Source organism: Staphylococcus sp. EG-SA-2 (assembly GCF_017152085.1).
Map to the genome: position 1 here is coordinate 1 of NZ_JACYHC010000742.1, position 1,565 is coordinate 1,565.

The 1,565-nt window shown below is 36.4% G+C and carries 1 protein-coding gene; it reads left to right on the forward strand.

Features of this window, described 5'->3' with window-relative positions:
• Positions 1-132: 132 nt before the first annotated feature.
• A complete protein-coding gene (locus IDG60_RS13540; RefSeq protein ID WP_000432352.1) occupies positions 133-1,551 on the forward strand; it encodes an anion permease in 1,419 nt (472 codons plus the stop codon).
• The last annotated feature ends 14 nt before the right edge of the window (positions 1,552-1,565 follow it).

The window sequence follows — 1,565 nt, forward strand, 5'->3', positions numbered from 1 at the left end:
TTCTCGAAAAATAATTATATTAATGATTTCGTTAATTTAATTTTATATTTAATTATTACTGTACATCTTTTGTAGTTAGCTTTATTCTTAAATTGAAATATGTATAAAACATAGAAAGAAGGACGTTTTAACATGGAAAACACGGTTAAATATCGTAAGTTTATACTCCCTATCGTTGTAGGTCTCCTTATTTGGGCACTTACACCTTTTAAACCGGATGCTGTGGATCCAACAGCATGGTATATGTTCGCAATATTCGTCGCGACAATCATTGCTTGTATTACACAACCGATGCCAATTGGGGCCGTCTCTATAATTGGATTTACAATCATGGTACTCGTTGGCATTGTTGACATGAAAACGGCTGTCGCTGGTTTTGGTAATAATAGCATTTGGTTAATTGCTATGGCATTTTTCATTTCGAGAGGATTTGTGAAAACAGGTCTTGGTAGACGGATCGCACTTCATTTCGTCAAATTATTTGGTAAAAAAACATTAGGCTTAGCATATTCTATCGTCGGTGTAGATTTAATTCTAGCGCCTGCTACACCGAGTAATACCGCGCGTGCTGGTGGAATCATGTTCCCAATTATCAAATCACTTTCTGAATCATTTGGTTCGAAACCGAAAGACGGATCAGCACGCAAAATGGGTGCATTTCTTGTTTTCACAGAATTCCAAGGTAATTTAATTACTGCGGCTATGTTTTTAACTGCAATGGCCGGTAACCCCCTTGCACAAAATTTAGCATCTAGCACATCTAATGTTCACATTACATGGATGAATTGGTTCCTAGCTGCTTTAGTTCCTGGACTTGTTTCCTTAATTGTTGTACCTTTTATTATTTATAAAATTTATCCACCAACTGTTAAAGAAACACCAAATGCTAAGAGTTGGGCTGAAAATGAATTAGCGACTATGGGTAAAATCGCTTTAGCTGAAAAATTTATGATTGGTATTTTTGTCATTGCTCTAACATTATGGATTGTCGGAAGTTTCATTCATATTGATGCAACTTTAACGGCCTTTATTGCGCTAGCATTGTTATTATTGACAGGTGTCTTAACATGGCAAGACATTTTAAACGAAACAGGTGCTTGGAACACATTAGTATGGTTCTCAGTATTAGTGTTAATGGCCGACCAATTAAACAAGCTTGGATTTATTCCTTGGTTAAGTAAATCCATTGCTACAAGTCTTGGTGGCTTAAGCTGGCCTATAGTACTGGTCATTTTAATATTGTTCTACTTCTATTCACATTACTTATTTGCAAGTTCTACAGCACATATCAGTGCGATGTATGCAGCATTACTAGGCGTTGCCATCGCAGCCGGTGCACCACCATTATTCAGTGCATTAATGTTAGGTTTCTTCGGTAACCTATTAGCTTCAACAACACACTATAGTAGTGGTCCAGCGCCGATTCTATTCTCTTCAGGTTACGTGACTCAAAAACGTTGGTGGACAATGAACTTGATCTTAGGTTTCGTCTACTTTATTATCTGGATTGGTTTAGGATCACTTTGGATGAAAGTAATTGGTATATTTTAAAATATTTAAATTAG

Excerpts from the sequence above, each read along its gene's own strand:
- IDG60_RS13540 (WP_000432352.1), top strand. The coding sequence starts at position 133 with ATGGAAAACACGGTTAAATATCGTAAGTTTATACTCCCTATCGTTGTA.